General features: G+C 71.2%; 28 protein-coding genes and 1 pseudogene. 15 read left to right on the top strand and 14 right to left on the bottom strand.

The window, feature by feature from the left end:
• Nucleotides 1–35 precede the first annotated feature (35 nt).
• The 4 genes from ACFY15_RS11070 (at nt 36) to ACFY15_RS11055 (ending at nt 2488) form a co-directional block, all read left to right on the top strand.
• Nucleotides 36–1331 (top strand): CynX/NimT family MFS transporter, encoded by a 1296-nt coding sequence (locus ACFY15_RS11070; RefSeq protein ID WP_390685927.1) that lies wholly within the window; start codon nt 36–38, stop codon nt 1329–1331.
• Nucleotides 1332–1336: 5 nt separating this feature from the next.
• Nucleotides 1337–1456, top strand: coding sequence for an SGM_5486 family transporter-associated protein (locus tag ACFY15_RS11065; RefSeq protein WP_344154728.1), 120 nt, complete (start codon nt 1337–1339; stop codon nt 1454–1456).
• A gap of 169 nt (nt 1457–1625) precedes the next feature.
• Nucleotides 1626–1850 (top strand): hypothetical protein, encoded by a 225-nt coding sequence (locus tag ACFY15_RS11060; protein ID WP_390685928.1) that lies wholly within the window; start codon nt 1626–1628, stop codon nt 1848–1850.
• 116 nt (nt 1851–1966) lie between these two features.
• Nucleotides 1967–2488: a SixA phosphatase family protein gene (locus ACFY15_RS11055; protein WP_390685929.1), complete on the top strand. Its 522-nt coding sequence runs from the start codon at nt 1967–1969 to the stop codon at nt 2486–2488.
• 42 nt (nt 2489–2530) lie between these two features.
• On the opposite strand, the gene ACFY15_RS11050 is transcribed toward ACFY15_RS11055, so the two are convergent.
• From ACFY15_RS11050 to serB, 5 genes are all read right to left on the bottom strand, one after another.
• Complete coding sequence (locus tag ACFY15_RS11050; protein WP_390825395.1) at nt 2531–3352, bottom strand: tryptophan 2,3-dioxygenase family protein; 822 nt, start codon at nt 3350–3352, stop codon at nt 2531–2533.
• Nucleotides 3345–4292 (bottom strand): diiron oxygenase, encoded by a 948-nt coding sequence (locus ACFY15_RS11045; protein WP_390825394.1) that lies wholly within the window; start codon nt 4290–4292, stop codon nt 3345–3347. Before ACFY15_RS11045 ends, ACFY15_RS11050 begins: the two co-directional genes overlap by 8 nt.
• Entirely contained in the window at nt 4289–5590 is a 1302-nt protein-coding gene (locus tag ACFY15_RS11040; RefSeq protein WP_390825393.1) for an aminotransferase class I/II-fold pyridoxal phosphate-dependent enzyme, read from the bottom strand. Before ACFY15_RS11040 ends, ACFY15_RS11045 begins: the two co-directional genes overlap by 4 nt.
• Nucleotides 5590–6399, bottom strand: coding sequence for an SDR family NAD(P)-dependent oxidoreductase (locus tag ACFY15_RS11035; RefSeq protein WP_390685933.1), 810 nt, complete (start codon nt 6397–6399; stop codon nt 5590–5592). Before ACFY15_RS11035 ends, ACFY15_RS11040 begins: the two co-directional genes overlap by 1 nt.
• A 220-nt stretch (nt 6400–6619) precedes the next feature.
• A complete protein-coding gene (gene serB / locus ACFY15_RS11030; protein ID WP_390685934.1) occupies nt 6620–7819 on the bottom strand; it encodes a phosphoserine phosphatase SerB in 1200 nt (399 codons plus the stop codon).
• A gap of 408 nt (nt 7820–8227) precedes the next feature.
• On the opposite strand from serB, the gene ACFY15_RS11025 reads away from it, so the two are divergent.
• A complete protein-coding gene (locus ACFY15_RS11025) occupies nt 8228–10768 on the top strand; it encodes an FHA domain-containing protein (protein ID WP_390825392.1) in 2541 nt (846 codons plus the stop codon).
• Nucleotides 10769–10883: 115 nt separating this feature from the next.
• Here ACFY15_RS11025 and ACFY15_RS11020 read toward each other — a convergent pair whose 3' ends face one another.
• Nucleotides 10884–11531 (bottom strand): transglycosylase SLT domain-containing protein, encoded by a 648-nt coding sequence (locus ACFY15_RS11020; protein ID WP_390685936.1) that lies wholly within the window; start codon nt 11529–11531, stop codon nt 10884–10886.
• Nucleotides 11532–12004: 473 nt separating this feature from the next.
• On the opposite strand from ACFY15_RS11020, the gene ACFY15_RS11015 reads away from it, so the two are divergent.
• The 3 genes from ACFY15_RS11015 to ACFY15_RS11005 all read left to right on the top strand — a co-directional run bounded on the left by ACFY15_RS11015 (nt 12005) and on the right by ACFY15_RS11005 (nt 14201).
• Nucleotides 12005–13162 (top strand): GAF domain-containing sensor histidine kinase, encoded by a 1158-nt coding sequence (locus tag ACFY15_RS11015; RefSeq protein WP_390825391.1) that lies wholly within the window; start codon nt 12005–12007, stop codon nt 13160–13162.
• Nucleotides 13155–13805 carry a response regulator gene (locus tag ACFY15_RS11010; RefSeq protein WP_390685938.1) on the top strand — a complete coding sequence of 217 codons (651 nt, stop codon included), beginning with the start codon at nt 13155–13157 and terminating at the stop codon, nt 13803–13805. The genes ACFY15_RS11015 and ACFY15_RS11010 overlap by 8 nt, the downstream gene beginning before the upstream one ends.
• 150 nt (nt 13806–13955) lie before the next feature.
• A complete protein-coding gene (locus tag ACFY15_RS11005; RefSeq protein WP_390825390.1) occupies nt 13956–14201 on the top strand; it encodes a chaplin in 246 nt (81 codons plus the stop codon).
• A gap of 111 nt (nt 14202–14312) precedes the next feature.
• On the opposite strand, the gene ACFY15_RS11000 is transcribed toward ACFY15_RS11005, so the two are convergent.
• The gene (locus tag ACFY15_RS11000; RefSeq protein ID WP_390685940.1) at nt 14313–15101 is read right to left on the bottom strand and encodes a hypothetical protein; all 789 of its coding nucleotides are present in this window, start codon (nt 15099–15101) and stop codon (nt 14313–14315) included.
• A 146-nt stretch (nt 15102–15247) separates the two neighbouring features.
• Here ACFY15_RS11000 and ACFY15_RS10995 point away from each other — a divergent pair, with 146 nt between their 5' ends.
• The 4 genes from ACFY15_RS10995 (at nt 15248) to ACFY15_RS10980 (ending at nt 18476) form a co-directional block, all read left to right on the top strand.
• On the top strand, nt 15248–16048 hold the full coding sequence (locus ACFY15_RS10995; RefSeq protein WP_390685941.1) for an ABC transporter ATP-binding protein: 801 nt from the start codon (nt 15248–15250) through the stop codon (nt 16046–16048).
• 71 nt (nt 16049–16119) lie between these two features.
• Nucleotides 16120–16548: an NfeD family protein gene (locus ACFY15_RS10990; RefSeq protein WP_390685942.1), complete on the top strand. Its 429-nt coding sequence runs from the start codon at nt 16120–16122 to the stop codon at nt 16546–16548.
• Nucleotides 16549–16633: 85 nt separating this feature from the next.
• Nucleotides 16634–17608, top strand: a complete 975-nt coding sequence (locus ACFY15_RS10985; protein ID WP_390685943.1) for an SPFH domain-containing protein — start codon at nt 16634–16636, stop codon at nt 17606–17608.
• Nucleotides 17609–17705: 97 nt separating this feature from the next.
• Complete coding sequence (locus ACFY15_RS10980; protein WP_390685971.1) at nt 17706–18476, top strand: sulfite exporter TauE/SafE family protein; 771 nt, start codon at nt 17706–17708, stop codon at nt 18474–18476.
• A gap of 81 nt (nt 18477–18557) precedes the next feature.
• Here the strand turns inward: ACFY15_RS10980 and ACFY15_RS10975 are convergent, their stop codons facing one another.
• The 3 genes from ACFY15_RS10975 to ACFY15_RS10965 form a co-directional block, all read right to left on the bottom strand.
• Nucleotides 18558–19061 carry an HNH endonuclease gene (locus ACFY15_RS10975; RefSeq protein WP_390685944.1) on the bottom strand — a complete coding sequence of 168 codons (504 nt, stop codon included), beginning with the start codon at nt 19059–19061 and terminating at the stop codon, nt 18558–18560.
• Between the two features lie 149 nt (nt 19062–19210).
• The gene (locus tag ACFY15_RS10970) at nt 19211–19744 is read right to left on the bottom strand and encodes a YbhB/YbcL family Raf kinase inhibitor-like protein (RefSeq protein ID WP_390685945.1); all 534 of its coding nucleotides are present in this window, start codon (nt 19742–19744) and stop codon (nt 19211–19213) included.
• Nucleotides 19745–19784: 40 nt separating this feature from the next.
• A complete protein-coding gene (locus ACFY15_RS10965; RefSeq protein ID WP_042817243.1) occupies nt 19785–20567 on the bottom strand; it encodes a sporulation protein in 783 nt (260 codons plus the stop codon).
• A gap of 132 nt (nt 20568–20699) precedes the next feature.
• On the opposite strand from ACFY15_RS10965, the gene ACFY15_RS10960 reads away from it, so the two are divergent.
• Complete coding sequence (locus ACFY15_RS10960) at nt 20700–20975, top strand: DNA-3-methyladenine glycosylase (protein ID WP_390825389.1); 276 nt, start codon at nt 20700–20702, stop codon at nt 20973–20975.
• A complete protein-coding gene (locus tag ACFY15_RS10955; RefSeq protein ID WP_390825388.1) occupies nt 20972–21583 on the top strand; it encodes a DNA-3-methyladenine glycosylase in 612 nt (203 codons plus the stop codon). Before ACFY15_RS10960 ends, ACFY15_RS10955 begins: the two co-directional genes overlap by 4 nt.
• On the opposite strand, the gene ACFY15_RS10950 is transcribed toward ACFY15_RS10955, so the two are convergent.
• From ACFY15_RS10950 to ACFY15_RS10935, 4 genes are all read right to left on the bottom strand, one after another.
• Entirely contained in the window at nt 21511–22437 is a 927-nt protein-coding gene (locus ACFY15_RS10950; protein WP_390825387.1) for a helix-turn-helix domain-containing protein, read from the bottom strand. The genes ACFY15_RS10955 and ACFY15_RS10950 overlap by 73 nt on opposite strands.
• Nucleotides 22434–22958: a DUF6879 family protein gene (locus tag ACFY15_RS10945; protein ID WP_390825386.1), complete on the bottom strand. Its 525-nt coding sequence runs from the start codon at nt 22956–22958 to the stop codon at nt 22434–22436. Before ACFY15_RS10945 ends, ACFY15_RS10950 begins: the two co-directional genes overlap by 4 nt.
• A complete protein-coding gene (locus tag ACFY15_RS10940; protein ID WP_390825385.1) occupies nt 22942–23148 on the bottom strand; it encodes a hypothetical protein in 207 nt (68 codons plus the stop codon). Before ACFY15_RS10940 ends, ACFY15_RS10945 begins: the two co-directional genes overlap by 17 nt.
• A 260-nt stretch (nt 23149–23408) precedes the next feature.
• The gene (locus tag ACFY15_RS10935; protein WP_390825384.1) at nt 23409–24857 is read right to left on the bottom strand and encodes a recombinase family protein; all 1449 of its coding nucleotides are present in this window, start codon (nt 24855–24857) and stop codon (nt 23409–23411) included.
• Between the two features lie 68 nt (nt 24858–24925).
• Here ACFY15_RS10935 and ACFY15_RS10930 point away from each other — a divergent pair.
• Nucleotides 24926–25321, top strand: a pseudogene (locus tag ACFY15_RS10930) (DNA-3-methyladenine glycosylase); the annotation flags it as partial.
• Nucleotides 25322–25681 lie beyond the last annotated feature (360 nt).

Genomic DNA, 25681 nt, shown 5'->3' with positions numbered 1-25681 from the left:
GACAACCAATCATCCCATGATTCTATGATGACGGGATGCGCGACGAAGACCTCCAGACCCTGAGCCGCCCGGCGACCCCGCGCGGCTCCGCCGGACACCCCTCCACCGCCCGGGCCGGCACCCCCGCCGACCCCAGGTGGCTCGGCCCCGTGCTCGTCGTCGGAATCGTGCTGGCCGCCCTCAACCTGCGGCCCGCCATCACCAGCCTCGGCGCCCTCTTCGAGGAGGCTCGCGCCGGCCTCCACATGAGCGGCGCCGTCGCCGGACTGATCACCTCCGTCCCCGCGCTCTGCTTCGCCGTCTTCGGCGTCACCGCGCCCCGGCTCTCCCGCCGCTTCGGCCCGGCCGCCGTGGTCTGCGCCGGCATGGCCGCCGTCGCCGCCGGCCTGGTGATCCGCCCCTTCGCGGACAGCGCCGCCGCCTTCCTCGCCGCCAGCGCCCTGTCCCTGGCCGGCATAGCCCTGACCAACGTGCTGCTCCCGGTCATCGTCAAACGCTGGTTCCCGGACCGCGTCGGCACCATGACCGGCCTCTATTCCATGGCCCTCGCCGCCGGCACCTCGCTCGCCGCCGCCGCGACCGTCCCGCTGACCTCCGCCCTCGGCGGGGGCTGGCGCACCGGCCTGCTGGTCTGGGCCGCCCTCGCCGTGGCCGCCGTACTGCCCTGGCTGCCCGTCGCCGCCGCCGGCCGCCGCGAGAAGGCCGCGGCGCCCGCCGCGGCGGCGCGCGAGGACGCCGGCCCCTCGGTCGTGCGCAGCCGCACCGCCTGGGTCCTCGCCTGCTACTTCGGCCTCCAGGCCACCGGCGCCTACGTCACCATGGGCTGGCTCCCGCAGATCTTCCGCGACGCCGGGGTCTCCGCCTCCACGGCCGGCGTGCTCCTCGCCGTCACCATGGTCATGGGCGTCCCCCTGGCCTTCGTCATCCCCGGTCTCGCCGCACGGATGCGCCACCAGGGCCCCATCGCCGCCGTCCTCGGCCTCTTCGGCCTCGCCGGCTACCTCGGCCTCCACCTCGCCCCCGCCGGCGGAGCCTGGGCCTGGGCCCTCCTGCTCGGCATCTCCAACTGCGCCTTCCCCCTCGTGATCACGATGATCGGACTGCGCGCCAAGTCCCCGGCCGGCGTCGTCAAGCTCTCCGCCTTCGCCCAGAGCACCGGCTACCTGATCTCCATCCCCGGCCCGCTGGTCATCGGCACCCTCTACCAGCACAGCGGCGGCTGGGACCTGCCCCTCGCCCTCATGGCCGGCCTCCTCGTCCCGCAGATCGCCCTCGGCGTCCTCGCCGGCCGGGACCGCACGATCGAGGACGAATGCGGCATGCGAGACTGAGCGCCATGTCGCCCGTACTCGAACCCAACCCCCAGGACAGCCACAAGAAGCTCGGCCTCGTGCTGGGAGCCATGGCCCTCGTGACCGTGATCGTGGCCGTCATCGCCACCCTCGCCTCCCCCTGACGCGCCGCCCGCCGGCCCGGCCGGGCCCCCGATGGTGGGGTTGACCCCACCATCCCCTAGGGGGTCAGGATCAGGGTCGGCTGGGGTGTGCCCCGGATGGGAACCGCCGCACCGGATCCATAGATTCGAAGCAGCGAGACAGTCCCAGCCGAAGAACCCGGAGGCGGCCATGCCGGCCACCACGCCCACCCCGTCCCTCCCCGCCCGGCCCCGCCGCCGCGGCGCGTACGTCCACACCAGCGCCCGGCTGCACTGGTGGACCCTGGCCCTGCCCGCCCTCGCCTTCGGCCTGCTCCTGCTGCTGCTCGCCGGCTCCGGCCAGGCCCAGGCGGCGACCGGCCAGCCCTCCGGACTGGTCCAGGTCACCCAGCAGCTGCTCCGCGCCGTCGTCTGACCCGTGCCGCACGCGCCGTCGGACGATACGCGCGCGCCGGAGCACGCCCTCCCGAGCGGGGGACGGCCCCCTCAACACCCTGCGCCCCGTGGCCCGTTTCGTGCGAAGCTGGGCCCATGAGCGCCGACACACCCCGCAGGATCGCCCTCCTCCGGCACGCCAAGGCCGACTGGCCCCAGGTGGCCGACCACGACCGCCCGCTGGCGGACCGCGGCCGCAGGGACGCGCCGGCCGCCGGGCGGAAGCTGGCCGAGACCGGCATCACCTTCGACCTGGCCCTCTGCTCCACCGCCGTACGCACCCGGGAGACCTGGAAGCTCGCCGTCCAGGAACTCCCGCACCGTCCCCGGACCGTCTACGAGGAGCGGGTCTACGACGCCTCACCGGGCGAGCTCATCGCCCTGCTGAACGAGACCCCCGACGAGGTCGGCGACCTCCTCGTCATCGGCCACAACCCCGGCATGCACGCCCTGGCCGAGATCCTCTCCGGGCGCGCGGAGGGCGACACCCAGACCCGGATGAACCGCACGGGCTTCCCTACCGCCGCCCTGGCCGTCGTCTCCTTCACCGGCTCCTGGAAGTCCGTCGAGCCCGGAGCGGGCACCCTGCTGGACTACTGGACCCCCAAGGAGCACTGAGCGTCGCGGCCCCGGGGGCGCACCCCGGGCCCGCGCACGTCCTCAGCCCATCGGGCAGCGGGCCGGCAGCTCCGCGAAACCCGCGTCCCGGGCCTCCCACAGCTCCGGGTAGAACCGCCGGTACACCGACGCCCGCAGATGGGCCGTCCCGCTGCTGCCGCCCGTCCCCGGCCGCCCGCCGATCTGCCGCTCCACCAGCAGCGCGTGGCAGGCCCGCCACTCCGTCCACACCTCGTCGTGGTCGACCAGGGCCTCCGCCAGCTCGGCCAGCTCCGCGAACTCCACCGGGTCGCCGTCCAGCGGCCCCGCCCCCAGCCGCGCGTACGCCTCCCAGCGCTCCTCGCGCGTCCCGACCGCGAACCCGGCCTTGGCCAGCAGCGCCACGAAGGCCTCCCACAGCGTGGGCTCCGCCAGCCGCGCGTGCAGCCGCTCCCGCTCCTCGGGAGCCAGCCCCGCGATGGCCCGCCGCCCGTACTCCCCGCGCACCCAGTCGGCCCCGCACAGCCCCGCCACCTCCACGTACTGCGCCGACTGCTGGCCGCTGCTGCTGCCCAGCACGCCCCGGAAGGCGTGGAACTCGCGCGGCGGCATCGCCCGCAGCGGATGGAGCGCGGCGATCAGGGCCCGGGTCACGGACACGCTGCGCCCCAGCCGGGCCCGGGCGGCCCGCGGATCGCCCTCCAGCATCCGGTCGCGGGCGTCCGCCAGGTCCCGCAGCAGCTGCCCGAACCACAGCTCCTGCACCTGGTGGACCGTGATGAACAGCAGCTCGTCGTCGACCCCGTCGGCCAGCGGCACCTGGAGCGCCAGCAGCTCCGGCAGGCGGAGGTAGTTCGAGTAGGTGACGGTCGCGGTCTCAGACATCGGAGTCCTCCGGGGCGCGCAGTCCGTGGGCGGCGAACGCGTCCGTGACGCCGGGCAGGTCGAACGCGTCGACCTGGGCGCACAGCCGCAGGGTGGAACGGGAGATCGTCTGGATGCGGTCCACGCCCGCGCTGCCGCCGTAGCTGTCCGAGAGGACGGCCTCGACGCGCTCCTCGTCCAGACCGGCCAGGCGCAGCGACACCCGCACCGGCTCCAGGTCCCAGTCGAGCGCGGCGCGGATCATCGCGGGCAGGGCGCGGGCCGCCAGCACCCGGCGCCGCCCGTCGAGCCGGGCCCACAGCTCCAGGAAGAACGCGGAGAAAAACCGGTGGTGGCGGCCCTCGTCCTTGGCGTGGTCGCGCATCAGCTCCCGTACCGTGCTCACCACGGTCGGGTCCTGCGGCACCTCGTTCAGGACGGCCGTGATCAGCGTCTCGAACACCACCGCCTGCAGCTGCCCGGCCAGCACCGGTTCCTCGGGCAGCAGCTGCCGACCGGTGTCCTGGAGCGCCGTGACGAAGCCGCCGTAGTCCACGTCCGGGACGGCGATGCCGGTGACGGCGGCCACCTGGTCGGCGAGGTCCAGGCTGTACAGGGCGTGGTAGCCCTCGTCGCAGTACACCTTGAAGGCGTCCATCCGCAGCGCGGTCGGGAAGTGCAGCCCCGAGATGCCGTTGGCGACGGGCTCGGCCGCCCCGTTGACCACCCGGGTCTCCAGGTGGGTCGTCGAGTGCAGGAACTGGTACAGGTGCCGGACCGAGACCTCGCGGACCCGCTCCGGGGCCAGCGCCTTCACCTCCGGGTGCGCCAGGTGCGGCACCAGGGCGTCGGGGAAGAAGACCCGGCCCTGTTCCGCCTCGGCGTGGAACATCCGCCGTACTCCGCCGCGCACGCCGGCGGTCTCGTACCAGCGGTCGAGGGGACCCGGTGCCGTACTCATGGGCGGTTTCCGTTCCGTGGGGCGGGGGAGGGGGTGTCGTGCGGGCCCGCCTGCGGGGTCAGGCCCAGGTGGGCGGCGATCCGCCGGACCGCCTCGGCGACCAGCGGGGCCTCGACGGTGTGGCACAGCCGGAACCAGCCCGGCTCGGGCGAGCGGAAGGCACCGCCCGGCAGGATGCTGACCTTCGCCTTCTCGAACAGCTCCCGCCACAGCAGCTCCTCCGCGGCGAAACCGGTGCCGGGCAGCCACCGCCCGAGGTCCAGCCAGACGGAGAATCCCGCGCCCGCGGGGGCGTACGGGATCCCGTACGCGTCCAGCAGCCCGGTGAGGTGCCCGTACGAGGTGCCCAGCCGGAGCCGGCCCGCCGCGAGGAAGGAGGCGACCCACTCCGGGTCCGCCAGCAGCTCCGCCAGGGTGTGCTGGGTGGCGGTGGAGACCGGCGCGAAGTACGCCAGCGCCCGGGCGGCCGCCCGCACCCCGGCGTCCCGGGTGTGCAGCACCCCGGTCTTCAGACCGGGCAGTCCGAAGTCCTTCGCGAAACCCCACACCACATGGGTGCGGTCGGCCCAGTCCGGGTTGACGGCCGGGTCGGCGGCGCTGGTGAAGGGCTGCCCGCCGAAGACGGCGTGGGCGTAGATCTCGTCCGAGACCAGGTCCACGTCGTGCTCGCGGACCACCCGCAGCAGACCGGCCAGCACCTCGGGCCCGTGCACCTCGCCGATCGGGTTGGAGGGGGAGGACAGTGCCACGGCACGTACGGTGATCCCCTGCTCCCGGGCCCCGCGCAGCGCCCGGTCCACCGCGGCGGCGGTCAGCCGGAACCCGTCGGCGGGGTCGAGCGGCGCGGGGAGGATCCGGGCGCCGGAGCGGCCGCCCAGATCCGTGTCGAACGCCCCGTAGTAGGGGGCGGGCACCACGATGGCCTCGCCCGGGTCGCACAAGGCGGAGGCGATCGCGTCCAGCGCCCCGGTGGCACCGCTGATCACCACCAGGTCCTCCGCGTCCAGCGGCGTGCCCACGGTCGCCGAGAGCAGCCCGGCGACGCGCTCGCGCAGCAGGCCGGTGCCGTGCAGCGGCGCGTAGCGGGCCACGGACTCGGTCATCGCGGGGAGCTGCGCCAGCCGGCCTTCGAGCAGGTCCCACAGCAGCCGGTTCTCGGCGGTACCCAGGTTCAGGTAGCCGTCGGGGCGGGTGAGGGCGTCGTACGGCTCGGCCTCCGCGCGGAAGTGGGCCTCGGCGATGGCCGGGGTGTCGGCGAGGAGCCGGGCGGCCTGCCGGGAGACGGGACGGGAGCCCATCAGGTCGCCCTCCCGCTGTCGACGCCGGTGCCGGTGAGCAGGCCGGGGTGCACGCCGAGGCCCATCGAGGCGTCGATGACGGCGCCGTGCAGCGGCGTGGAGTGCTCGCCCGCCAGCCACCGCACCTGCTCCGCGATCTCCTCGGAGGTGATCATGCGGCCCTTGGGCAGCCGCGCGGAGAGGGCGGCCCGCTCCTCGGGCGACAGCTTGTCCAGGGTGCTCGCCTGGAACATCGTGGTGTCGACTGCGCCCGGGCAGAGGGCGAACACGTCCACCGGCGAGTGCGCCAGATCGGCGGCGAGGTGGCGGGTCAGATAGGTCAGGGCCGCCTTGCTCATCCCGTCGGCCGGGTGGAACCCGGGGAACTGGAAGATCCCCCCGCCGACGCTGGACACGTTGACGATCTTCCCGAAGCCCCGCTCCAGCATCCCGGGCAGCACCTGCTCGATGAGCCACAGCGGACCGACCGCGTTGATCTGGAAGAAGGCCGACGCCTTCTCGTGCCCGGGTCCCTCGGTGTAGTGCTCGATCGTTTTCGAACCGACCGCGGCGTTGTTCACCAGCACGTCCACCGGGCCCGGCAGCCGGTCGAGCAGCAGCTCGTGGTCCTCCCACTCGCCCTGGGCGAAGGGGAAGGCCTCCACCTTGGCGCGCCCGGTGAGGGCCAGCTCACGCACCAGTTCCTCGGCCCGCGCCCGGCCGTTGCGGTAGGTGAACCAGACCGTCCAGTCCTCCTCCCGCGCGAATCTCTCCACGCAGGCCCGGCCGATGCCGCCCGAGCCTCCGGTGATGAGCACACTTCGAGTCATCAACGTCCCCTTGAACAAAGGAGCCGATCGGGCCACCGCTGTCGCGGACCGGTGGAGCGTTCGGCGTTTGAGACCCAAGTGCAGTACATGCGGAGCAAGTCCGGATCAACGCCGCCTCGACTCCGCCTCGCGCGGACGGTCCTCGCGGCCGGCGGCCGCCGGACATGACGAACGCCCGGCCGGAGGGATCCGGCCGGGCGCAGGGGGGACGGGGGGCCGCTCAGGCCAGGTCGGCCGCTTCCACTTCCTCACGGGTGATGCCGAGCAGATAGAGCACGGCGTCCAGGAACGGCACGTTCACGGCGGTGTGGGCCGCCTCGCGGACCACCGGCTTCGCGTTGAAGGCCACGCCCAGACCGGCCGCGTTCAGCATGTCCAGGTCGTTCGCGCCGTCACCGATCGCGACCGTCTGGGCCAGCGGCACCCCGGCCTCCGAGGCGAAGCGGCGCAGCAGCCGGGCCTTGCCGGCCCGGTCCACGATCTCACCGGTGACCCTGCCGGTCAGCTTGCCGTCGACGATCTCCAGGGTGTTGGCCTGGGCGAAGTCCAGCCCCAGCTGCTCACGCAGGTCGTCGGTGACCTGGGTGAACCCGCCCGAGACCACGCCGACCTGGTAGCCGAGGGTCTTCAGCGTCCGCACCAGGGTCCGGGCGCCGGGGGTCAGCCGCACCTCGGCGCGGACCTTCTCCACGACGGACTCGTCCAGCCCCGCCAGCAGCGCGACCCGGGCGTGCAGGGACTGCTCGAAGTCCAGCTCCCCGCGCATGGCCCGCTCGGTCACCTCGGCGACCTCGGCCTCGCAGCCGGCGTGCGCGGCGAACAGCTCGATGACCTCGTCCTGGATCAGGGTCGAATCCACGTCCATGACCACCAGCCGCTGCGCCCGGCGGTGCAGCCCCGCCGAGACCACGGCCACGTCGACGCCGATCTGGGCGGCGGTGGTCGCCAGGGCGGTGCGCAGCGGCTCCGTCTCGGCGCCCGAGACGGCGAACTCGACCGCCGTCACCGGGTACTTGGCGAGCCGGAAGATGCGGTCGATGTTGCCGCCGGTCGCGGTGATCCGGGCGGCGATGGTGGCCGTGGACTCCGCGGTGAGCGGGTTCCCCAGCACGGTGACGTGGGACCGGCCGACACCGCGCGGGCGGTTGTCACCGGTACCGGAGATGATCTCGGCCGACAGCTTCAGCGACTCGGCCCAGCTGTGGACCGTGGCCCGCAGCTCGCCCTCGGAGCCGGCGGCGGGCTTGGTGACGAGGACGCACAGGACGATGCGGCCACGGGTGACGACCTGCTCGATGTCGACGACGTCGACGGAGTAGGCGGCGAGGGTGTCCATTAGCCCGGCGGTGATCCCGGGACGGTCCTTGCCGAAGATCTTGACGAGGAGGGTGGGGACGTCGGAGGTCTGCGAAGCGCTCATGGTGCCCTCACCGTATCTGCCCGACCCCCCGTCCCGGCTCCCCGTCCCACCCTTTGAACGCCCCGCGAGCCCTTCCCCACGCCCCCGCCGGGGCCCGGCCGCCGTCTGCGTGCGGTACCGCGGCGGTGATCGTGGACAGCAGCGCGTCTCCCCGGCGGATGCGGCGGATGCGACACATGCGGCTACCCCCGAGACCGAGCCGAGCGGGGCGAGAAGTCCTGTATCGCACTCTCCGGGTGCCTTTCGACCCCCTCCACGGGCAGACGTGGACGCCTGTGGAAGGCCCGGATTCCACATGTGGCCGCAGGCCTGAAATAGTTCCCCCGGATGTTCGCCATCCCTAGACTCCCTGACGTCGTTCTCCCTGGACGCCAGGGGGATTCTCGGGGGACCTTAAGTGGGGCTGGAGTGCCGGAACTCGTACTGGAATTGAACGGAAGGACCTGGACGCTCGATCCGTCCAGGTCGTACTCGCTGGGGCGCGATCCCCAGGGAGACGTGGTGATCGATGACGCCCGCGTGTCCTGGCGGCACGCCACCATCAGCTGGAACGGCCGGGTTTGGGCCATCGAGGACCACGGCAGCACCAACGGCACCTACGTGCACGGCGCGCGGGTCCAGCAGACGGAGCTCGTGCCCGGTACGCCGGTCCACCTGGGCAACGCGACGGACGGCCCGCGGCTGAATCCGAGCGCCGGCATGGCGGCCCAGCAGCAGCCGGCCTACCAGGCCCCGGCCGCGCACAACCAGGCCCCGGCGTTCCAGCCGCCGGCCCAGCAGCAGCCGCAGCAGCCCGCCTGGGACCAGCAGCAGGCCCACCAGCAGCAGCCGCAGCAGTACCAGGCCCCGCAGCAGCACCAGCAGCACCAGCCGCAGCAGCCGTTCGTGCCGCAGCAGCAGGGCGGCGTTCCGCAGCAGTCCGCGGCGCCCGGCTACAGCAGCGACCACCGCAGCCCGACGACGTTCCACCAGATCGCCGTCGGCCGTGTCATGCGCATCGGCCGTGCCCTGGAGAACGAGCTCGTCGTCTCCGACCTCCAGGTCTCGCGCCACCACGCGGAGTTCCGCTCCACCAACGGCCGCTTCGAGATCCACGACCTCGGCAGCCACAACGGCACCTACGTCAACGGCCAGCCCCTGCAGAAGTCCGGCAGCGCGCTGCTCGGCCCCACCGACATCGTCGGCGTCGGCCACTCGACCTTCCGGATCGTCGGCGACCGGCTCGAGGAGTTCGTCGACACCGGTGCCGTCTCCTTCTCGGCCCGCCACCTCACCGTCACGGTCGACGGCGGCAAGCAGATCCTCAAGGACGTCACCTTCGGCGTCCCGGAGAAGTCGCTCATCGGCGTCATCGGCCCCTCAGGCTCCGGCAAGTCGACGCTCCTGAAGGCGCTCACCGGCTACCGGCCCGCCGACCAGGGTGACGTGCTCTACGACAACCGCAACCTGTACAAGCAGTTCGCGGAGCTCCGCCAGCGCATCGGCCTGGTCCCGCAGGACGACATCCTGCACAAGGAGCTGAAGGTCTCGACCGCCCTGAAGTACGCGGCCAAGCTCCGCTTCCCGGGCGACACCGCCGAGTCCGAGCGCGACGCCCGCATCGACGAGGTGCTGCGCGAGCTCAAGCTCGACATCCACAAGGACAAGAAGATCACCTCGCTCTCGGGCGGCCAGCGCAAGCGCGTGTCCGTGGCCCTGGAGCTGCTCACCAAGCCCTCGCTGATCTTCCTGGACGAGCCGACCTCCGGCCTCGACCCGGGCATGGACCGCGACGTCATGCAGCTGCTGCGCACCCTCGCCAACGACGGCCGCACGGTCCTCGTCGTCACCCACTCCGTGGCCGAGCTGGCCCTCTGCGACAAGCTGCTGGTCATGGCCCCGGGCGGGTCCGTCGCCTACTTCGGCCCGCCGGACGAGGCGCTGAACTTCTTCGGCTACACCACCTGGGCCGACGTGTTCTCCGCCTTCGAGAACTACCGCGACTACGACTGGGCCGGCCGCTGGAAGGGTTCGCAGCACTACCAGCTGTACGCCGCCGACCTCGACGCGGTCGCCCCGCAGCAGGTCGCGATGCCGCCGCAGCAGATGATCCCGCCGAAGCCGCAGGCCTGGGGCTCGCAGCTGTGGACGCTGATCCGCCGCTACGTCTCGGTGATCGCCTCCGACAAGGGCTTCCTCGCCCTGATGGTGCTGCTGCCCGCGGTCCTCGGCATCGTGTCCACGGTGATCCCCGCGAAGTTCGGCCTGGCCCCGCCGACGCCGCCGTCCCGCTTCAACGGCGACGCGGGCACGATCACCCTGATCCTCGCGGTCGGCATGTGCTTCTCGGGCGCGGCCAACTCGGTCCGTGAGCTGATCAAGGAACGCGTCATCTACGAGCGGGAGCGCGCGACCGGCCTGTCCCGGTCGGCGTACCTCATGTCGAAGGTGATCGTCCTCAGTGTGATCACGATCATCCAGGGCGCGATCATCTGCGCCATCGCCTTCACCCCGCGCAAGCTGCCGGCCGAGGGCCTGTTCATGAACCCGGCCGTCGAGCTCTGTGTCTCGGTCACCGCGCTCGGCATCACCGCGATGATGTTCGGCCTGGTGATCTCCTCGCTGGTGAAGACCGCCGAGAAGACCATGCCGCTGCTCGTGATGTTCGCGATCGTCCAGGTCGTCTTCACCGGCATCCTGTTCCAGCTGTACGACAAGGTCGGCCTGGAGCAGTTCGCCTACCTGATGCCCTCCCGCTGGGCCGTCGGCGCCGCCGGCACCACCCTGAACCTGGGCAAGCTCATGGCGCCGTGGGACCCGCAGAACCCCACCAACACCGACCCGCTGTGGGACCACACCACCGGCCAGTGGTTCGTGGACGTCATCGTCCTGCTGCTGCAGGGCGTGATCTGCGGCTTCGCCGTGGCGCGCCTGCTGCGCCGCCACGAGCCCGAGGTCATGCGCAAGTAGGCACCGCACGTCGTGCCGGACCCCCGCGGCCCGGCACGGCAGACGCCTCAGGGCGGCACCCGGAACGTCCGGGGGCCGCCCTGAGGCGCATGGGGGGTGCGGGGGTGCGCAGGGCCTAGTAGGCGCTGTTCACGTTGTCCATCGAGCCGTAGCGGTCGGCGGCGTAGTTGCACGCGGCGACGATGTTCGCGACCGGGTCGTACAGGTCGAACTTGGTGCCCTTGACGTGGTACGTGTTGAAGGTCGGCTGGATGACCTGGAGCAGCCCCTTCGAGGGGATGCCGTTCTTCGCGTTGATGTCCCACAGGTTGATCGCGCGGGGGTTGCCGCTGGACTCGCGCATGATGTTGCGGTGGATGCCGGCGTAGGTGCCGGGAATGCCCTCGCGCTTCATGATGAAGAGGGCTTCCTTGATCCAGCCGTCCAGGTTGTTCGCGAAGACCGGGGTACGGGCGGCGGAGCGGCTGGCCGCCTCCTTGGCCTCGCGGTCCTTCTTCGCCTGCGCCTCGGCCCGGGCCTTCGCCGCGTCCTTGGCCTTCTGGTCCGCTACGGCGTGCTGGGCGCCGAGGTTCTGCTGGATCGACTGGGTCCACGCCACCGGGGCGACGGCCACCGTCTGCGTCTGCTGCGTCTCCTGGGCGCCGTTGCCGGCCGGGACCACGGAGAAGGCGAGCGCGGCGGCACCGAGGGTGGCGACACCGGCGATCGACAGCTTGTACGCCTTCGTCAGACGACTGTGACCGGGAGTGCTGGAAGCAGACATGCGGGGCAACCTCTTCGAATAGCGGGGGCCGCAGGAAGGCGCCGGGCGGATCCGGGATCCGTCGACGCCTTGCGACGGCAGCCATTCTTAGCGGCGGCAAAATCCTGTGGCAAAGGTGTGACGTACGATCCCCGGTAGTGGATCAGGGTCCCGGCCGGGCTCGGGACTTTCGGCCCGGAGGCCAGTCCGCACAGCACTGACGCGGGCCTTACGTCTCCACTACGCGGCTTCGTAAGTGATGTGCGTCCTATGCCGGGCCTCACATCGAACCCGTGACAGTCTCACTCGGAGTTGCAACGGCAACGCTCTGTGTGACCGAAGCCCGCCTCCAGGAGGACCCCGCGGCGCCACCACCTCCTCCCCAGGGCGGACACGCCGCCCCCGGACCCCTCCCCGGGCCGTACGCCACCCGGCCCGAAGACCTACGACCGGAGCCCGATCCCGCAGGTCAGGGCCGCCGGTACGGTGACCCCATGCACAACGGACCCTGCACCGGGCTCGCGGCCGTCAGCACCGCCCTCCTCGCCATGAGCCGCCGGCTGGAGGTCCAGGACGTGCTGCGCACGATCGTCGTCTCGGCCCGCGAGCTGCTCGACGCCGAGTACGCGGCCCTGGGCGTCCCCGACGACCACGGCGGCTTCGCCCAGTTCGTCGTCGACGGCATCACCGAGGACCAGTGGCGCCGCATCGGCCCCCTGCCCCGCCAGCACGGCATCCTCGCCGCGATGCTCCACCAGGACGCCCCCCAGCGCCTGGCCGACGTCCGCCTGGACCCCCGCTTCGAGGGCTGGCCCGCCGCCCACCCCGACATGTCCGACTTCCTCGGCCTGCCCGTCCGCGACGGCGAGGAGACCCTCGGCGCCCTCTTCCTCGCCAACAAGAGGAAGGCCTCTGGAGGAGAGCACGGCCGGGAGCCGGGCTTCACCGACGAGGACGAGGAACTCCTCTCCCTCCTCGCCCAGCACGCCGCCATCGCCCTCACCAACGCCCGCCTCTACGAGCGCAGCCGCGAGCTCACCATCGCCGAGGAGCGCTCCCGCCTCGCCCACGAGCTGCACGACGCCGTCAGCCAGAAGCTGTTCTCCCTGCGCCTGACCGCCCAGGCCGCCGCCGCCCTCGTCGACCGCGACCCGGCCCGCGCCAAGGGCGAGCTCCAGCAGGTCGCCGCCCTCGCCGCCGAAGCCGCCGACGAACTGCGCGCCGCTGTGACCGAGCTGCGCCCGGCCGCCCTCGACGAGGACGGTCTCGTCGCGACCCTGCGCGACCACGTCCGCGTCCTGGACCGCGCCCACAGGGCCCGGGTCACCTTCACCTGCGACGGCGTACGGGCCCTGCCCGCGGCCCAGGAAGAGGCACTGCTGCGCGTCGCCCAGGAGGCCCTCCACAACGCCCTGCGGCACTCCGGGGCGGACCGTGTCGAGGTCACCCTCGCCCGCGCCCCCGACGGCGGGGCCGTCCTGCGCGTACGGGACTGGGGCCGGGGCTTCTCCCCTCCCACCGTCCGCAAGGCCGGCCGCCACCTGGGACTGGTCTCCATGCGGGACCGCGCGGCCGGCGCCGGCGGCAGGCTGGAGGTCCGCTCCGAGCCCGGAGCGGGCACCACGATCGAGATGGAGGTCCCCGGTGGCTGACACCCCCGGCCGCATCCGCGTCCTGCTCGTCGACGACCACCAGGTGGTCCGGCGCGGCCTGCGCACCTTCCTGGAGGTACAGGAGGACATCGAGGTCGTGGGCGAGGCCGCCGACGGGGCGGAGGGCACCGCCCGCGCCGAGGAGCTGCGGCCCGACGTCATCCTGATGGACGTCACCATGCCGGGCACCGACGGGATCGAGGCCCTGCGCCGCCTGCGCGACCTCGGCAACCCCGCCCGCGTCCTCGTCGTCACCAGCTTCACCGAACAGCGGACCGTGGTCCCCGCCCTGCGGGCCGGGGCCGCCGGATACCTCTACAAGGACATCGACCCCGACGCCCTGGCCGGCGCCATCCGCTCCGTCCACGCCGGGCACGTCCTCCTCCAGCCGGAGGTCGCCGAGGCCCTGCTCGCGGCCCAGGACCAGGGCGCCCCGGCCGCCCGCCCGGGCTCCCTGACCGAACGCGAACGCGAGGTGCTGGGCCTGATCGCCGACGGCCGCTCCAACCGCGAGATCGCCCGGGCGCTGGTCCTGTCCGAGAAGACCGTCAAGACGCACGTCTCGAACATCCTGATGAAGCTGGACCTCTCCGACCGCACGCAGGCCGCGTTGTGGGCGGTCAGGCACGGGATCACCCGCTGAGCGGGCGCGGCCCCGGGCAGGTCATGGGCTGAACCGAGATTCATACGGTCGGGTGTATGTAGCCCACATGGCGTATCCGGCCGACGGGGGGAGCGTTCTCCATGGCGTGCCGCGGCGGCTGGTCGCGGCAGACGTAATGGAGGACGAGAAGTGAAGAACTACAAGAAGGCCGCAGCCGCCACCATGATCGCGGGCGGGCTCGTCGCCTTCGGCGCCGGTGTCTCTTCGGCGCACGGCGGTGCGTCCGCGGAGGGCGAGGCCCTGAACTCGCCCGGCGTGGTCTCCGGGAACCTGGTCCAGGTCCCCGTGCACGTCCCCGTGAACGTGGCCGGCAACACCGCCAACGTCGTCGGCCTGCTCAACGGCGCCTTCGGCAACACGGGCGTCAACAGCTGACCCCACCCCCGAACTGCGGCCCCGCCTCCCCCCTCTCCCCGGGAAGCGGGGCCGCGGCCGTACCGGCCCCGCAGGAAAGGGCCCGGTACACCGACCGGAACACCGTTCCGGTCAGGGCAACCAGCGTCCGTGCTCCTCCACCGGAGCGTTGTACGCGGCCACCAGCGCCCGCCGGGCCACCCGCTCCACCGGCCGCAGCGCCTCGGCCCGCGCCGCCATCTCCGAGGCCGCCACCGCGCCCCCGTGCCCCCGCTCGTACGCCAGCGACACCATGAGGTCCACCCGCTGCGCCAGCGCCAGCACCCGCACCGCCCGCGCCGGATACCCGGGCGCCAGCACCTCCCGGCCCGCCTCCGCCCGCGCCCGGTACGCCGACAGCGCCGCCTCGGCCACCGGCCCCGACCCCGCCACGTCCAGCCGCGTCAGCACCACCGCCGCCTCGCGCAGCGCCTCGGCCAGCTCCCGCTCCGCCTCACCCAGCGACGGAACGTCCGCCGGCGGTGCCTCCCGCACCGGCAGGCACCGCCACACCACCGAGACGTGCACGTCGCCCGCCGGACCGGCCTCCTCGACCTCCGGCACCAGCCCCACGGCGGCCCCCGCGCACACCACCGCCTCCTCGGCCTCCAGCGCCCGCGCGTTGAACTCCGGCGGCCCGCTCAGGCCCAGCGGATGCCCCGGCGCCGGCAGCGCCACCCGCATCCCCGTCACCCCAAGAGCGCGCAGCCGCCCCAGCGCCAGCGTGAGCCCCACCGGACCCGGCTCGCCCGGCAACCCCGCCACGCGGTGCACGGCGTCCTCGCCCACGATCGACGACGCGGCCTCGTCCGGCGAGACACGACCGGCCAGCAGAGCGTTCCCCCAGGCGACCAGCCGCCCTGAACGCGGTTCGAAAAGCATCCCCCCACTCTACGGATCCGGCCCCGTACCGGGCCTGCGGCCCGGACCCCTCCCCGAGTGGCGTAGGTTTTCCCCTGGGGTTTTCCCCTGGGGCTGCGCCTGCCGGCGCACAGAGAACCGTGACTGCAAGGGGTGACAACACGCTCATGAGCGATGTTCTGGAGCTGGTGGACGTATCCGTGGTCCGCGAGGGCCGGGCTCTGGTGGACCAGGTCTCCTGGTCGGTGAAGGAGGGGGAGCGCTGGGTCATCCTCGGCCCCAACGGCGCCGGCAAGACCACGCTGCTGAACCTCGCCTCCAGCTACCTCTTCCCCACCAAGGGCACGGCCACCATCCTCGGCAGCACCCTCGGCAAGCCCGGCAGCGACGTCTTCGAGCTGCGCCCGCGCATCGGCGTCGCCGGCATCGCGCTCGCCGACAAGCTCCCCAAGCGGCAGACCGTCCTGCAGACCGTGCTCACCGCCGCCTACGGCATGACCGCGACCTGGCAGGAGGAGTACGAGGAGGTCGACGAGCAGCGCGCCCGCGCCTTCCTCGACCGCCTGGGCATGTCCGACTACCTCGACCGCAAGTTCGGCACCCTCTCCGAGGGCGAGCGCAAGCGCACCCTGATCGCCCGCGCCCTGATGACCGACCCCGAGCTGCTCCTGCTCGACGAGCCCGCCGCCGGCCTCGACCTCGGCGGCCGCGAGGACCTCGTGCGCCGCCTCGGCCGCCTGGCCCGCGACCCCATGGCCCCGTCCATGGTCATGGTCACGCACCACGTCGAGGAGATCGCCCCCGGCTTCACGCACGTGCTGATGATCCGCCAGGGCAAGGTCGTCACCGCCGGCCCCATCGACCTGGAGCTGACCTCGCGCAACCTGTCGCTCTGCTTCGGTCTCCCGCTGGTCGTCGAGCGCAACGACCACGACCGCTGGACCGCCCAGGGCCTGCCCCTGCGCTGACGCACCCCGGCGCCCGGAGGATGGCCTTCGCGCCCTGTCCAGGCCGCGCCCACCCGACCTACCATGACCATGTGGACATCGACGCATGGGTGTGGTGGCTCATCGGCGCGGTCGGACTGGGCATCCCCCTCGTCCTCACCGCGATGCCGGAGTTCGGCATGTTCGCCGTCGGCGCCGTCGCCGCCGCCGTCACGGCGGCCCTCGGCGGGGGAGCGGTGGCCCAGGTCCTGGTTTTCGTCGCCGTCTCGGTCGCGCTGATCGCCGTCGTCCGGCCGATCGCCAACCGGCACCGCGACCAGCGGCCCCAACACCGCACCGGCATCGAGGCGTTGAAGGGCAGGTCCGCCGTCGTCCTCGAACGGGTCGACGGCAGCGGCGGCCGCATCAAGCTCGCCGGCGAGGTCTGGTCCGCCCGGACGCTCGACTCCCACAGCAGTTTCGAACCCGGCCAGTCCGTTGACGTCGTGGACATCGACGGCGCGACCGCGGTCGTCATGTGAGCAAGCAGCCCACCCGCGGCCCCGGGGTCTGCGAGACTCCGCTCAACGGGGCAGCACAGACAGCCGGAAGGGCACGGGGAACCGCATGCAACCGATCATCATCGTCCTGATCATCCTGGTGGTACTGGTCTTCATCGCCCTGGTCAAGACGATCCAGGTGATCCCGCAGGCCAGCGCCGCCATCGTCGAGCGGTTCGGCCGCTACACGCGCACCCTCAACGCGGGCCTCAACATAGTCGTCCCGTTCATCGACTCCATCCGCAACCGGATCGACCTCCGCGAGCAGGTCGTCCCCTTCCCGCCGCAGCCGGTCATCACCCAGGACAACCTGGTCGTCAACATCGACACCGTCATCTACTACCAGGTGACCGACGCCCGCGCCGCGACGTACGAAGTGGCCAGCTACATCCAGGCCATCGAGCAGCTCACCGTCACCACGCTGCGCAACATCATCGGCGGCATGGACCTGGAACGGACCCTCACCTCCCGCGAGGAGATCAACGCGGCGCTGCGCGGGGTCCTCGACGAGGCCACCGGCAAGTGGGGCATCCGCGTCAACCGCGTCGAGCTCAAGGCCATCGAGCCGCCGACCTCCATCCAGGACTCGATGGAGAAGCAGATGCGCGCCGACCGCGACAAGCGCGCCGCGATCCTCCAGGCCGAGGGCGTCCGGCAGTCGGAGATCCTGCGCGCCGAGGGCGAGAAGCAGTCCTCCATCCTGCGCGCCGAGGGCGAGGCCAAGGCCGCCGCCCTCAAGGCCGAGGGCGAGGCCCAGGCCATCCGCACGGTCTTCGAGTCCATCCACGCCGGCGACGCCGACCAGAAGCTCCTCGCCTACCAGTACCTCCAGATGCTCCCGAAGATCGCCGAGGGCGACGCCAACAAGCTCTGGATCGTGCCCAGCGAGATCGGGGACGCGCTCAAGGGCCTCTCGGGCGCCATGGGCAACTTCGGCCCCCTGGGCGGAGGTCCGACGGGCTTCAACCCGCAGAACACCGGCAAGGGAGCCCCCGGCGCCGACAACGGGGCGGAGCGCCGGGAACAGCCCCCCATCGACTGACGCCGCCCTCCCCTTCGTGCATGATCGGTGAGGCCCCTCGACCTTCATGGCGGGGAGGCGACTCACTCACACAAAGGGGATGGCTCCGTCCATGTCCATGTCCCTCTGGGAATCACTCGCGGTCCTCGCGGCCGGAATCGGCGCCGGCACGATCAACACCATCGTCGGTTCCGGCACGCTGATCACCTTCCCGGTGCTGCTCGCCACCGGCCTGCCCCCGGTGACCGCCAATGTCTCCAACACCCTCGGCCTGGTGCCCGGTTCCCTCAGCGGAGCCATCGGCTACCGCAGGGAACTCCGCGGACAGCGCGCCCGCGTCCTGCGGCTGGGCGCGGTCTCCCTCGTCGGCGGGCTCGCGGGCGCAGTCCTGCTCCTGACCCTGCCGTCGGACTCCTTCGACACGATCGTGCCCGTCCTCATCGGCCTGGCCCTCGTCCTCGTCGTCCTCCAGCCCAAGCTCGCCGCCGCCCTGCGCCGCCGCCAGGAGGCCGCCGGAGGCGACACCGGACACCCCGACGGTGGCCCGGCCCTGCTCACGGGCATGTTCCTCGCCAGCGCGTACGGTGGCTACTTCGGCGCCGCCCAGGGAGTCCTCTACCTCGGCCTGATGGGCCTGCTGCTCCACGAGGACCTGCAACGCATCAACGCCGTCAAGAACGTGATCGCCGCGCTGGTCAACGGCATCGCGGCCGTCTTCTTCCTCTTCGTCGCCGAGTTCGACTGGACGGCCGTCCTGCTCATCGCCGTCGGCTCCACCCTCGGCGGCCAGATCGGCGCCAGGGTCGGCCGCCGGCTCTCCCCGACCGTCCTGCGCGGCGTCATCGTGGCCATCGGCCTCCTGGCCATCGTCCAACTGCTGCTCCGCTGAACGGCGTAGAAAAAATACGCCACCCCGTGCGCGGCACAAAGCGGCGCACGGGGTGGACGGGGCACGCGGCGCGGACCGGACTCAGGCGGAGCGCGCCAGCCACTCGGGCAGCCCCTCCTGCTCTCCCACCCCCAGCGCGAGCAGCATCGCATCCGCCGGCGACGGCACGAACGGCTTCCGCAGCAGGGGCATCCCCGCCTCCTCCGGAGTCCGCGCCGCCTTGCGGTGGTTGTCCTCGGCGCAGGACGCCACCGTGTTCAGCCAGGTGTCCCCGCCCCCCTGCGCCCTCGGCAGCACGTGGTCCACGGTCGTCGCACGCTTTCCGCAGTACGCGCACCGGTGCTGGTCACGGACCAGCACCCCCCGCCGCGACCAGGGAGCATGTCTTCGGAACGGCACCCGGACGTACCTGCACAGCCGGATCACCCGGGGCATCGGAAGGTCCAGCGCGGCCGCACGCACACGCAGCTCGGGATGCGACTGCTCCACCACGGCCTTGTCCTGGAGCACCAGAACGACGGCCCGGTTCAACGACACCGTCGACAGCGGCTCGAAGCTCGCGTTCAGTACCAGCGTGTCCCGCATCTCGCCCACCTCCCGTGTGCAGGCCCGCGACCATCCTGGCGACAGGGCCCACAACCACTCTGGCCGCGCGCGCCACGCGGGACAACGCAATAAAAATGCCCGGTCCCGGCCTCATTTAGACCAGGACCGGGCCAACGCCGGGCGAACGGTCAGCTCGCCGGCGCCTCGTACTCACCGATCAGCTGCGCACGGCCGAGCGCGTGGAACCGCAGATGGAAACCGACCGCGGCACACGACGCGTCCGCGTCCGGGCCGAGCTTCTCCCGGTCCACGGCGTACACCGTGAACACGTACCGGTGCCGCTCCCCGGCCGGCGGGGCCGCACCGCCGAAGTCCTTCGTCCCGTAGTCGTTGCGCACGTGCACCGCACCGGCCGGCAGCCCCTCGAACTTCCCGCTGCCCGCACCGGCCGGCAGCTCGGTGACGGACGCCGGGACATCGAAGAGCACCCAGTGCCAGAAGCCGCTGCCCGTCGGCGCGTCCGGGTCGAAGCAGGTCACCGCGAAGCTCTTCGTCCCCTCGGGGAAACCCTCCCAGCGCAGCTGCGGGGAGAGGTTCCCGCCCGCCAGCACCTGCGCGTCGCCCAGATCCGCACCGGGCGCGAGATCGGCACTGGTCACCGTGAAGGCGGGCACCTCGGGGTGGAAGGCGTGGGGAAGAGGAGCCCTGTTCCGCTCGGTCACTGCTGTACTCCTTGATCGAAGAAGTCCTACGGACCCGAGACTAGAACCAGTTGCGCTGCGAACCGACCGAGGCGATCCACTGGTTCAGGTACGCCGCCCAGTCGGTCCCCTCGTACGAGTGCAGACCCACCTGGAAGCAGCGGTAGGTGTCGCTGCCCTCGCTGAACAGCCCCGGCTTCTTGTCCATCTCCAGCACGACGTCCATCTCGCGCCCGTCCGAGACGAAGGTCAGCTCCACCTGGTTCAGGCCCCGGTACTGCGACGGCGGCAGGAACTCGATCTCCTGGTAGAAGGGCAGCGTCTGGCGCGTCCCGCGGATGTGCCCGCGCTCCATGTCCGCGCTGCGGAAGGAGAAGCCCAGCTGCCGGAACGCGTCGAGGATCGCCTGCTGCGCCGGCACCGGGTGCACGTTGATCGGGTCCAGGTCACCGGCGTCCACCGCGCGGGCGATCTCCAGCTCGGTGCTCACCCCGATGCTCATCCCGTGCAGGGGGTGACCCTCGAAGTGCGTGATCGGCGTCTCCGCCGGGATCTCCAGCGCGAAGGGCACCACGTGCAGGGCGTTCGGCTGCACCTTGAAGGCACCGCCCAGGCGCTGCTTGGTGAAGACGACGTCCTGCTTGTACTCGTGGTCGCCGCCCTCCACCTCCACCCTCGCCTGGAGTCCCACCGACAGCCCCTCGATCTGCTGCTCCACGGACCCGCCCTGGATCCGCACCTCACCCTGGACGATCCCGCCCGGCACCACGTTCGGCTCGGTGATGATCGTGTCCACCGAAGCGCCACCGGCACCCAGGCTCGCGAGCAGCTTCCTGAAACCCATGTCAATCTCCCCTATACGGATACGGTTCCCAGAGGCGGCGGCCGGCCCGGCCGGCCGCCCGTCCCATCCCCCTACCACTGCGGAACCTTAGGCCCCGGTTGCACGGGCGCGCGGTCCACTACGCTCGGCCGAATGAGCGCGCGCCCCGACCGTACGCCCCTGGCCCGGTCCTTCTTCGACCGCCCGGTCCTCACGGTGGCCCCCGACCTGCTGGGCCGGACCCTGGTCCGCCGCACCCCGGACGGCCCGGTGGAACTGCGCATCACGGAGGTGGAGGCGTACGAGGGCGAGGCCGACCCGGGCTCCCACGCCTACCGCGGCCGCACCGCCCGCAACGCGTCGATGTTCGGCCCGCCCGGACACGCGTACGTCTACTTCATCTATGGCATGTCAAGGCAGTCAGCATGAACGTTGATCTCCTCTCCCATCCCGCTGAAGAGGTCGCCCCCAAGCTGCTCGGATGCGTCCTCACCTGCAAGACCCCCGAGGGGACTGTGAGCATCGCCATCACGGAGGCCGAGGCCTACTCCGGTACGGCTGACCCAGCTTCCCATGCCTACCGGGGCCGGACTGCCCGCAACGCCACCATGTTCGGGCCCGCAGGGCACCTCTACGTCTACCGGTCCCACGGTCTCCACTGGTGCGCCAACGTCGTCACTGGTACGGACGGCATCGCCTCGGGTGTCCTCATCCGGGCAGGCAGGGTCATCGAGGGCGAAGACCTGGCGCGCAAGCGGCGAGGGGAGAGGGTCGAGAGCCCACGTCTTGCCCGAGGTCCGGGGAACGTCGGCCAGGCACTCGGCATCACGGCGGAGCACAACGGCGCAGACCTCCTGGCAGGTACGTCGGTCATGCTCTCCGAGGGCGAGCCCGTACCTGCCGCGCTCATCCGGGTCGGTCCTCGGGTAGGCGTGAGCAAGGCCCACGACTGGCAACACCGGTTCTACCTAGCCGGTGATCCGACGGTCTCGGCGTACAGGCTGAGCCCGCGAGCCAAACCGGCCACGGAAGCCTGACCCGCTGTGCGCCTCGCTGGCGGCTCGCCGGCGAGTCGGTGCGGAGTTGGGTCAGGCGCTGCATGATCGTCCGCGAGCGCGGCCCGTGACGCGTACCCGGCGAACTCGTTCAGGTACGCCAGAACATCTCGGCCGTCGCGTAGTACGAGACTTCCCGCGGTCGTCTCGATGGTGACCAACGCGGCGTCGTAGATGGTGAACGTACTCAGAGGGGTTCGGGGCGTCGGTGCCCCTACGGGGATCACCCCGATCTGAACGTTCGGGAGGTAGGACAGGGACGCCAGCCGGTCCATCTGCTCGGCCAGTGCCAGTGGGGAGACGACCGGCCAGCGAACCGCCTGCTCGGTCAGAACGAACGTGAACCGCTTCGAGGCGTCGTAGAGGACGGCTTGCCGTCCCAGCTTCCCCGCCACGGCCTTGCTCGTGTCGGCCGTCGAGTGGGCCAGGCTCGCCCGTACATACTCCGGTGTTGCGAGCAGCCCGGTGACCATCGAGAGCAGGAAGTACCGCATCTGCGTGGAGGACGCTTCGAGCGACTTCAGCTCGGCCTGTCTCGTACCGAGTCCCTTGCGCCGAAGTTCTCGGAGGTTCCGCCACTCGGTGTTCGCCATCCTGGCGAGGGCGGAGACCTCGGCGACCAGCCCCGGCGGAGCGTCCAGCGCTCGCAGGATCTGCTCGACGTCGACCAGGGACGGGCGTGTCCGGCCGTTCTCGATGCGAGACACCTTCGACTGGGACATGTTGCAGCGCGCCGCGAGGCGGTCCCCTGACAGGCCGGCTCGCTTGCGCAAGTCCCGCAACAGAGAGGCGAGTTCGGTACCGGACTCGCCAAGCTGCTCAGCCTCGAACGTCACTCCGCCACGCGCTCCGCGTACTCCAGGAAGGGAACCGACTCGGCAACGGCGATGCGCTGCCACTCGACGAACGGCGCGGGGTCACCCTCGTACAGCTCCCGGCTGATCTGTGTGCCGTCGCCCTCGTAGTGCATCAGGACGACCGTCGAGCGGTCGAACATCCAGAAGTCCTCGACATCCGGCAACGGGTTCTCTCGCTCGGTCACGTCAAGGATGCGGACGTCCTCCCCGGCAAGCACGTGCGGGGCGTAGTACCGGGAGAACTCGAAGCGCAGGTACTCGGAGAGCGGTCGAGTCAGGACGTGCACTCGCCCCTTGCTCTTCCCCTCGCCACGAAGCCGCTTCAGGTCTTCCGTGTACGCGGACGAGTAGGCGTGCGGGTCGACGCGCTCGCCTGCGCGGAAGGCTTCAAGCTCTTTCGCCTCCTGTGGCACGAGGTACTGGGGCAGAGCCTCCAGTCGCCACGCTTCCATCTGGAAACCCCGGAGCATCGCCCGCCAGTCGTCACCATCCAAGAGCACGAACGGCCTCCCGAAGAACGCTCTCGGGGATCTCCACGAGCCCTTCCCCTTGCGGGGGAATGAAGGCGTCGGACACATCACCCTGAACCACGATGGAGCCGGAAGCGGTGCGGTAGACGTTCGGGCAGTCGTCCTCTCCACACGTGCCGTTGCCGTTGCCAGTGAGCCGAGTCAGTTCTTCGCGTGCCATGCGGAACCCCCTTGACTTGTCGGCCCGGTCAGGCCGCCTGAGGCGACCGTACGGGGGGCGATCGCGACCGTCCATGCACAGACGTGACTCATGCACGTTGTTGCATGAACTGGGGAGCGAGAGGTGCGCACAGAGGATCCGAGGGATGTCCGGCTCCTTCCCGCTGGGTATGACGACGGGCCCCGCCCGACGCTCGTCAGACAGGGCTCGTCTTCACTTGGCGCCGACAGACAGCCGGCTTGGCCTTCCGCGATCGGATCTCAGGGGTTCCGGAACGTGATCCGGCAGTGCTCGCCCTTGAAGGATCGGACCCCCCGACCGCGCGGCATCAGCTCGACTCGCTCGCAGACCTGCATGACGACGGTCCGCACGTAGTCGATGCGGTCGGGGTCCTCGTAGTCCAGTTCCTCCCACAGGTACTCGACGTCGCCCAGGTCGACACGCACCCGCTGTGATGCCAGGTCTGCCAACTCGGACCGGATCTTGGTCAGGTCGGCGTCACACCTGCCGATGCCCGTCCGCAGGGTCGACGCGTCGATGTCCCCTACGGCGAACATCTCCGCCAGGGCGGTGCGCCTCTCGGATGCAGCCGTCTCCTCGGCCAGCAGCTCGGCCTCTCGCTCCTCGTCCGCGGCATCCGTGGCCGGTGCAGCGTTCCACTCCTCGGCCCTGTCGATGACCTTCCTGACGACGAAGGAGTCGAGGGGGTCCGCAGGGCAGGTGATGCACCGGCCACCCGAACAGGTGTAGATGCGGTACCGCTCGCCTGCCGCATTCTTCTTGCTCCACCCTTGAGTGACGACGGCCTGACACTTCGAGCAGCGGACCACGCCGGACAGCAAGGCCTTGCGCTTGCCGCCGCCGCCCGTGTTGCGCTCGGGGTCGCTCAGGTAGCGGACCAAGGCCCGGAATATGCCCTCGGAGACGATCGCCTCCCAGTTGCCCGCGCCGGTCTCCTCGGTCCGCCGCACGCGCGTACCGTCCGGCTTCTCGACCCACTGTGAGTACGTCTGGATTCCCGCGTTCCTCGGCTTCAAGAGGACCATCCGAAGGTTCGAGCTGCGCCACTCCTTGCCGTGTGGCGAGAGCAGCCCACGCGTGTTCCAGTCCTTCGCGATGGACCAGAGGGTGACGCCGGCCAGGACATCCCGGTACGCCTGCCGCAGGGCCTCCGCCTCTGCTTCCCGGTGCCTGCCGTCCCGCTCGAAGCCGAAGGGGCGAGTACTCCAGAAGGGCCTCCCCGACTCCCTGCGCCGCTGGTGTCCGAGTACCTGACGCTCGACTCGCATCTCTGTCTCGTTGCGAGCCACCACAGCGCCGATGCGAGCGGCCAGACGGCCGGACGGGGTGGACAGGTCGAGCACGCCCTGCGCCTGTGCGGCGGCCAGCGTGACGCCGGTCGCCTCGGCCAGGTCCACCAGATCCTCAAGGTCCCAGGGGGTGCGGTACATACGGTCGTAGTGGCGGGACACGATGGCGTCCGCCTTGCCGTCCTCCACCAGAGCCTTCACGCGTTCCCACTCCGCGCTCCGCTTGGTTCCCCGCTTCGTCGAAGCCGACGTGTCCTTCTCGACGATCGTGGCTACGACCGACCAGCCCTTCCGGTCGCAGAGCGCCTGACTCAGCTCGACCTGTTGTGTCAGGTTCCCACCCTTGGATTCCTCGCCCCTCGGGGTGGGGCTGAGCCTGGCGTAGATGATCGCTCGCACTGCCTGTCTCCTGCTTGTCGTCGCTTTGCCGATGCTGCCGGATCAACGACATACATGCCTAGTGAGTTACCTACAGCATGTGGTTCAGACTCAACCTCGTCTGCGGCCCCCCGGGCCACGCGAGCGGCGTACTGCTGCGCGCGGGAGAGGTGACGGTGGGCGCCGACCTGGCTGCCAAACGTCGGGTTACGGCCAGAAACCCGCGAGAACTGGCCAAGGGGCCGGCCCGACTGGCCACGGCCCTCGACGTGGACCGCTCCCTCGACGGCACCGACCTCTGTGGGGGCCCCGATTCCCCCCTCTCCCTCCTCGCCGGCACGGCCACCCCGCCCGAGCAGGTCGGGAACGGCCCGCGCACGGGAGTGGGCGGCGCCGGCGCGGCCCATCCGTACCGCTACTGGATCACCGGCGACCCCACGGTCAGCCCGTACCGCGCCCACGCGCCGCGCCGCCGTTCGACTTGACTCGATCTTTGGCGACGCCTAACGTAGCCCGAGCCGCTGGAACGGGGCACTGCCATCGCAGACCCCGCGGGAGCGGCCAACCCACTACCTACGACGCGCCCCTGGCGGGGTCGATTTCGGCGTGCCCGAATTCGGATCCGACAGCTCGATTATGAGTTGCAGGGGATAAGCGCTAACGTGGTGGAGCGCCGAAAGGCAAAGGCCCCCAACGGCCACCGAATTCAAATCCAAGCCGGAAACGGCGCGGAAATGATCTGGTAGAGTTGGAAACGCAGGAAAGAACGAAAGCCCGGAGGAAAGCCCGCGAGGGTGAGTACGAAGGAAGCGTCCGTTCCTTGAGAACTCAACAGCGTGCCAAAA

Source organism: Streptomyces sp. NPDC001373, from assembly GCF_042895815.1.
Classification (GTDB): domain Bacteria; phylum Actinomycetota; class Actinomycetes; order Streptomycetales; family Streptomycetaceae; genus Streptomyces.
Note: the sequence above shows the minus strand (reverse complement) of the source record. Positions and strands in the feature narration are given on the sequence as shown.